Here is a 6,683-nt window from a genome sequence, read left to right on the forward strand (position 1 = left end):
GATCTCCCAGAGCCTTTCCAGCCCATCGGGTGCCGACCAACGGAAGGCGCAAGATGGCTGCTGAAACGGACAGCAGAGGATGGGCGGCCCGCTGCGAGATTTCACCACAACCTATTCGATAATGATGGTATGGCTTTATGAATTACGAACAATGGCTTTTCCTTGAAGCCTGGTAGTAAATCTGGTATACTGAACTCCATGAGATAGTTCAATGTATTCGGTTTCCCTCGCGAAAGCGAGGTGATCAGCATGAGTGTATACGAAGCATTGTCATTGATGATTGCATTCGCAACTCTTATAGTGCTGATTATTTCAGCAACGAAGCGATAAACCTTTAGCATGAAAAAAACCGCGTACTCGCGGTACACGGCCTTCTTCAAACATAAACCACAGAGGAGACCGATGTACCACCATCGGACTATCTCTGTTTTTATTGTACCATGTTCGCCTAATAAATCAAGCAAATTAATGAGTCCCTCTAAAGCACGTGCCTTTTCAGCCCGTCAGGGCATGACTGTAAAAAACGACAGGACGGCTGCTGAAGAAGATCGCTGTAGAGGACGACCCCTGCAACCTCTTTTCGCTAGCCACTAGCCACGAACAACGAGCAACGGAAAGGGGCTGTCGTACATGCGACAGCCCCTTTCTGGTATATGTAAGAGGGAATATTGGTACCGATGCTTATTCTTTGCCCATATCGCGGCTGGCCACGATATCTACGCCGAGGCCCAGGATATCTTTGACGATGACGTCGCCTGTATGGACCGGGGCTTTGACTTCGACGCTGCGCAGGGCTGCTGCACAGTCGAGGATTTTGCCTTTCGGCAACGTCGTCTTGGATACGACCGGCAGGAGCGGCAGTTCGCCGCCTTCGATGCGGACCGTCGAGGTCAGCATGCGCTGCGGGTCGGTCAATTCCTGATGGGCATATTTTTCACCGCGCGGGCACGTATTGCCTGTGACCTTGGTAATCTTACCGTCTTCCAGGGTAACAGTAAGCAGGCAGCCCAGCGGGCAGTTGATGCAGTTCAGTTGTTTCGTTTCTACACTCATGTTATGCTTCCTCCTTTACGGAAACGGTCCAATCCGCATGATGGCCCTTGGCTTTTTCAGCCGGTACGTTGACGGCGATCATTTCACTCGGTTTGGCGACGGGGAGGACTTTCGTCAGCAACGTATCGTCACCGCTCTTGACAGTGAGGCGGACTTTCTTCATGGGTTTGCGGACACGCATGAACAAGCGGATCGTTTCGCCTTCTGCCGTAGCGCGGACGTGCTGGGGAACGCAGGTGCGGACTTCGTCGATGGCTTCGACCTTGACGTCGGCTACGTCTTCCGGCAGCTGTTCCTGTGCCTTGAGGGCAGCGTATTTACCGGCAATTTCAGCTTCTTCCGATACGAAGTCTACCAGGTCATGGACGTGGACGACGTTGCCGGCTGCAAAGATGCCAGGGATGCTCGTTTCACGATGCTGGTCGACGATAGGACCATTGGTGAGCGGATACATAGCCAGCCCCAAGCCGCGGGACAATTCATTTTCCGGGATCAGGCCGACGGACAGGAGCAGCGTATCGCAGTCGATGTCGAATTCCGTGCCCGGAATGGGTTTCATATGGTCGTCGACTTTGGCGGCCGTAATGCCGTTGACCCGGTCTTTGCCGTGGATGGCCGTAATGGTATGAGACAGATACAAAGGAATATCATAGTCATACAGACATTGTACCATATTACGGGTCAAGCCGTTCGAGAAGGGGCAGATTTCCAGGACAGCCTGGACTTTACAGCCTTCCAGGGTCATGCGGCGGGCCATGATGAGGCCGATGTCGCCACTGCCGAGGATGACGATTTTCTTACCGGGCAGATAGCCTTCCATGTTGACCATGCGCTGCGCTGCACCGGCCGTAAAGACGCCAGCCGGACGATAACCGGGGATACGGATGGCACCGCGTGTACGTTCGCGGCAGCCCATGGTGAGGATGATCGTCTTGCCCTGTACTTTCATCAGGCCGTGAGCCGGGCTGACAGCCGTAACGGTCTTGTCGGGATTGACGCTGAGGACCATGGTGTCGACGAGGATTTCGATTTCCGGTTTATCCTTGACCAGGTCATAGCAGCGCTGTGCGTAGCCCGGGCCGGTCAGTTCTTCTTTGAAGTGATGGAGGCCGAAACCATTGTGGATGCACTGCTGGAGGATGCCGCCAGCTTCGCGGTCACGTTCGAGGACGAGAATTTTTTTAGCGCCGTTCTGCCAAGCGCTGTAGGCAGCGGATAAGCCTGCCGGGCCGCCGCCAACGATGATAATATCATAAAGTTGTTCACCCATTATGCCTTACCTCCGCTTTCTTTGTTGTAGAACATGTAAGAATTACGCATTTCTTTCCGTACTTCCGTAACGGGGATGTTCAATTCACGGGACAAAATCTGTGTAACACGAGGTCCGCAGAAGCCACCCTGGCAGCGGCCCATGCCGGCACGCGTGCGGCGTTTGACACCGTCGACGGTGCGGGCACCGACGGGGCGATGGATGGCATCGACGATTTCCCCTTCCGTAATCGTTTCGCAGCGACAGATGACGCGGCCATAACGGGGATCCTTGGCGATGAGGGCTTTCTGGTCAGCTTCAGCCATCATGCGGAAGCAGGGCTGAGCCGGACGGCCTTTCTTATAGTCCGTCTTGGCTGTCGCACCGGTTTCAGCGACGATGCCGTCGACGAGGTATTTGGCGATAGCCGGAGCCGAAGTCAGGCCCGGAGACTGGATGCCGGCAGCCTGGATGAGGCCTTTCGTCTTTTCCGACGGGCCGAGGATGAAGTCGCCCGTGCTGGATACGGCGCGGACGCCGGCAAATTCCGTAATGGTAGCGCCTACAGGGATGTTCGGGACCAGGCGGCGGGCTTTGTCCAGGATGTCGTCCATGCCCGGAATGGTAACGGCCGTGTCGTCTTTTTCTTCATCTGGCATATCCTGGGCATTCGGGCCGACGAAGACGTTGCCATGCGTCGTCGCGCAGACCAGGATGCCTTTGCCCATTTTCGTCGGTGTCGGGAAAATCGGCGAGTAAACGAGGTCTTTCTGAGCCGTTTTATCAAAGAGGATGTATTCGCCGCGGCGCGGATGGATCTTAAAGGTATCGTCCCCGGCAAGGCGGCTGATTTCGTCGGCATGGACGCCGGCGGCATTGATGACGTATTTCGTTTCGATAGTACCCTTGTCCGTTTCGACGGCTTTGACGGCACCGTCTTCTACGGTAATGCCCGTGACCTGACATTCACGGATGACTTCAGCGCCGTTGATGACGGCATTTTCAGCAAAAGCCAGGGCCAGGCCGAAAGGCCAGCAGATACCGGCAGTCGGAGCCCAGAGTGCGCCTTTGATGTCCTTGCTGACATTCGGTTCTTCTTTGCGCATTTCGTCGCCGCTGACGATTTTCAGTCCCGGAACGCCATTGGCATTGCCCCGTTCGAGGAGTTCCTTGAGGACGTCCATCTGTTCATCGTCGAGGGCGGCTACATACGAGCCGGACCAGCGGATGTCCAGATCCAATTCGTCTTTCAATTCATGATACATCGCATTGCCTGCAACATTCATGCGGGCCTTCATACTACCCGTAGGCGCATCGAAACCTGCGTGAAGGATGGCACTGTTGGCCTTTGTCGTGCCGGCAGCCAGTTCCGGTTCCTGTTCAACCAGGACTGCACGAAGATTGTACTTTGCCAGTTCGTGCAAAATGGCTGTGCCGGTAATACCGCCGCCAATTACGACGACATCTGCTTGTTTTGTCATGTTCACAACCTCTTTCTCTGTAAATACCAAGTATCACTATCTTTGATGCCCTTATTATATCGGTTTGTGAAAATAATTGCAAGACTATTTTTACATATTTTCACGCAGCCAACTTATACTATTTTTTCATGCAAAAATATAGGAATATTACCTTTGATTAAGTATGAAATTATGTTCAAAATTTATAAACAAATTTATAAACTTAAGTAAAGGAGAGGGCTTGCCGATGAATGACAAGCCCTTTCCCAAAACCATATATTAAATAAATCAGAAGACATGTAAAGCCATGGCTACGACGTAGGCAGCAAAGGCACCAGCCAGCGGGCCGAAAACAGGAACCCAAGCATAATCCCAGTCCGAACCGCCTTTACCGGCAATCGGCAGGATAGCATGAGCAATACGAGGACCCAAATCTCGAGCCGGGTTCATGGCGTACCCCGTAGGACCGCCAAGGCTCATACCCAAAGCCCAGATGAGGATGCCGACGATATACGGGCCGACTCCAGGAGGAATGGCACCGACTTTATTGGAGAAAATCATCCAGATAACGAACATCAGGAAGAAAGTAGCAATGAATTCACAAAGGAAGTTGGCCGGATAGTTGCGGATAGCCGGAGCCGTGCAGAAGATACCGAGTTTCGCCGGTTTATCTTCCGTTTCAGCCCAATGGGGCAGGTAAGCCAGCCAGACGATAGCTGCGCCGAGGATACCGCCCAGGATCTGAGCGATGGACGTGGCGAAGAACTGAGGAACACTGTAAATCCCGATCATCGTCTTGCCGAGCGTAACAGCCGGGTTCAGGTCACCCTGCGGAGCACCGAGGGTCGTTGCCGTGTAAACGCCGAGGGTTACGGCGAAACCCCATCCTGCGGTTATACAAATCCAGCCGCCGTTCTGGCCTTTCGATTTGGTCAGCGTGTTGCAGGCGCAGACGCCGGCCCCGAAGACGATGAGGACCATCGTCCCGATAAATTCTCCTAATAAGTTGTCAAACATCATGATTCCAGCACCTCTCTCTTAGTCTTCATCACTAAGCCAGTGCATTGCATGTTTGACAGCTTTGCGCCAGCCTTTATAATACCCTGCTGCTTTTTCAGGATCCATGGTCGGTTCGAAACGATTCTGGAGTTTCCAGCTCGATACGAGTTCTTCTTTGGAATCCCATACGCCGACAGCCAGGCCAGCCAGATAAGCGGCGCCGAGAGCCGTCGTTTCGATGACCTGCGGACGATCGACAGGAACGCCGAGGATATCGGCCTGGAACTGCATGAGCATGTTGTTGGCAACAGCTCCGCCGTCGACTTTGAGGGCAGCCAGTTTGATGCCAGAGTCTGCTTCCATGGCGCCGAGGACATCTTTCGTCTGGTAAGCCATAGAATCGAGAGTTGCACGAACGATGTGAGATTTCTTAGTACCGCGCGTGATGCCGATGATCAAGCCGCGGGCATCCATATCCCAGTAGGGAGCGCCGAGACCGACGAATGCCGGTACGACATAGACGCCGTCCGAGTCGGGAACGCGTTTAGCGACCCATTCCGAATCAGGAGCCGTGTCGATGAGGCGCAGGCCGTCGCGGAGCCACTGAATAGCCGAACCGGCGACGAAGATAGAACCTTCCAGGGCATATTCGACTTTGCCGTCAAGGCCCCAGGCAATGGTCGTGACCAGGCCGTTCTTGGAAGGAATCGGCGTCGTGCCTGTGTTCATGAGCATGAAGCAGCCTGTACCGTAGGTGTTCTTGGCCATACCCGGTTCATAGCAGGTCTGACCAAAGAGAGCCGCCTGCTGGTCACCGGCGATACCGGCGATGTTGACCGGACCGCCGAGGATAGCCGGATCCGTGCAGCCATAGACTTCACTGGACGGGCGGACTTCCGGGAGCATGCATTTAGGAACGGTTAAATATTCAAGAAGCTGGTCATCCCACTTCAGTTCTTTGATGTTGAACATAAGTGTACGGGATGCGTTGGAATAGTCGGTGATGTGGACTTGGCCACCTGTCAGTTTCCAGACCAGCCAGCAGTCGATGGTCCCGAAGAGGAGATCGCCTTTTTCGGCTTTTTCCCGGGCGCCTTCGACATTGTCCAAAATCCATTTGACCTTCGTGCCCGAGAAGTAGGCATCGATGACCAGGCCCGTCTTTTCACGGAATTCATCGACCAGGCCGCGGGCTTTGAGGTCTTCACAAATCGGCGCGGTCTGGCGGGACTGCCATACGATGGCGTTGTACACGGGGTCGCCTGTGTTCTTGTCCCAGACGACCGTCGTTTCACGCTGGTTAGTAATACCGATAGCCGAGATTTCACTAGCCGTCATATTGGCCTGTTCCAGGGCTTCGCGCATGACTTCGACCATGCTGTGGAAAATTTCATTGGCGTCATGTTCTACCCAGCCCGGTTTCGGGAAATACTGAGTGAATTCTTTCTGGCTGACGCTGACGATATGTGATTCATTGTCGAAAATAATAGCGCGATTACTCGTGGTGCCGGCATCAAGGGCCATGACGTATTGCTTGTCTTGCATAATAACATTGCTCCTTTCATCAATTACACTGGTATCTTCTTTCGCTACCTGCATAGAGGATTTTCTGTGATTTCATCATACATCACCTAGCACATTATTTCAACTAAATATTTACATATTTTCACTTTGCGTATAGCCTTAAAACAGGCTATAATTTTTATGCAAAATATAGTATACATAAAAGGTCATATTTCTGAATTTGTTTTCTATTTTACCTTGCATTTACATGAACAAAAATGCGATAATAGGAGAGAATATACTCGCATTCGCTACTATTTTTTCGTCAGAGGATTACACTATTTTATCATAGTTTCGCCAGAAGACTCCTTCCTCTTAGGTAGGGGCATCAATGGCGATGGATTTCGCAGGTTCGATGC

General features: G+C 52.7%; 6 protein-coding genes. 1 reads left to right on the forward strand and 5 read right to left on the reverse strand.

Going from position 1 to position 6,683, the window contains the following annotated elements:
* Nucleotides 1-276 precede the first annotated feature (276 nt).
* A complete protein-coding gene (locus WMO23_RS11520; protein ID WP_353963270.1) occupies nt 277-330 on the forward strand; it encodes a hypothetical protein in 54 nt (17 codons plus the stop codon).
* 351 nt (nt 331-681) lie between these two features.
* Here WMO23_RS11520 and WMO23_RS10550 read toward each other — a convergent pair whose 3' ends face one another.
* The 5 genes from WMO23_RS10550 to glpK form a co-directional block, all read right to left on the reverse strand.
* On the reverse strand, nt 682-1,053 hold the full coding sequence (locus tag WMO23_RS10550; RefSeq protein ID WP_020311410.1) for a DUF1667 domain-containing protein: 372 nt from the start codon (nt 1,051-1,053) through the stop codon (nt 682-684).
* 1 nt (nt 1,054) lies between these two features.
* A complete protein-coding gene (locus WMO23_RS10555; RefSeq protein ID WP_292298372.1) occupies nt 1,055-2,323 on the reverse strand; it encodes an NAD(P)/FAD-dependent oxidoreductase in 1,269 nt (422 codons plus the stop codon).
* Nucleotides 2,323-3,783 carry an NAD(P)/FAD-dependent oxidoreductase gene (locus WMO23_RS10560; protein WP_292262466.1) on the reverse strand — a complete coding sequence of 487 codons (1,461 nt, stop codon included), beginning with the start codon at nt 3,781-3,783 and terminating at the stop codon, nt 2,323-2,325. The genes WMO23_RS10555 and WMO23_RS10560 overlap by 1 nt, the downstream gene beginning before the upstream one ends.
* 267 nt (nt 3,784-4,050) lie before the next feature.
* Complete coding sequence (locus tag WMO23_RS10565) at nt 4,051-4,782, reverse strand: MIP/aquaporin family protein (RefSeq protein ID WP_292298370.1); 732 nt, start codon at nt 4,780-4,782, stop codon at nt 4,051-4,053.
* 18 nt (nt 4,783-4,800) lie between these two features.
* Complete coding sequence (gene glpK, locus WMO23_RS10570; protein ID WP_020311406.1) at nt 4,801-6,306, reverse strand: glycerol kinase GlpK; 1,506 nt, start codon at nt 6,304-6,306, stop codon at nt 4,801-4,803.
* Between the last annotated feature and the right edge of the window lie 377 nt (nt 6,307-6,683).

Source organism: Megasphaera intestinihominis (assembly GCF_040096415.1).
GTDB lineage: Bacteria > Bacillota > Negativicutes > Veillonellales > Megasphaeraceae > Megasphaera > Megasphaera intestinihominis.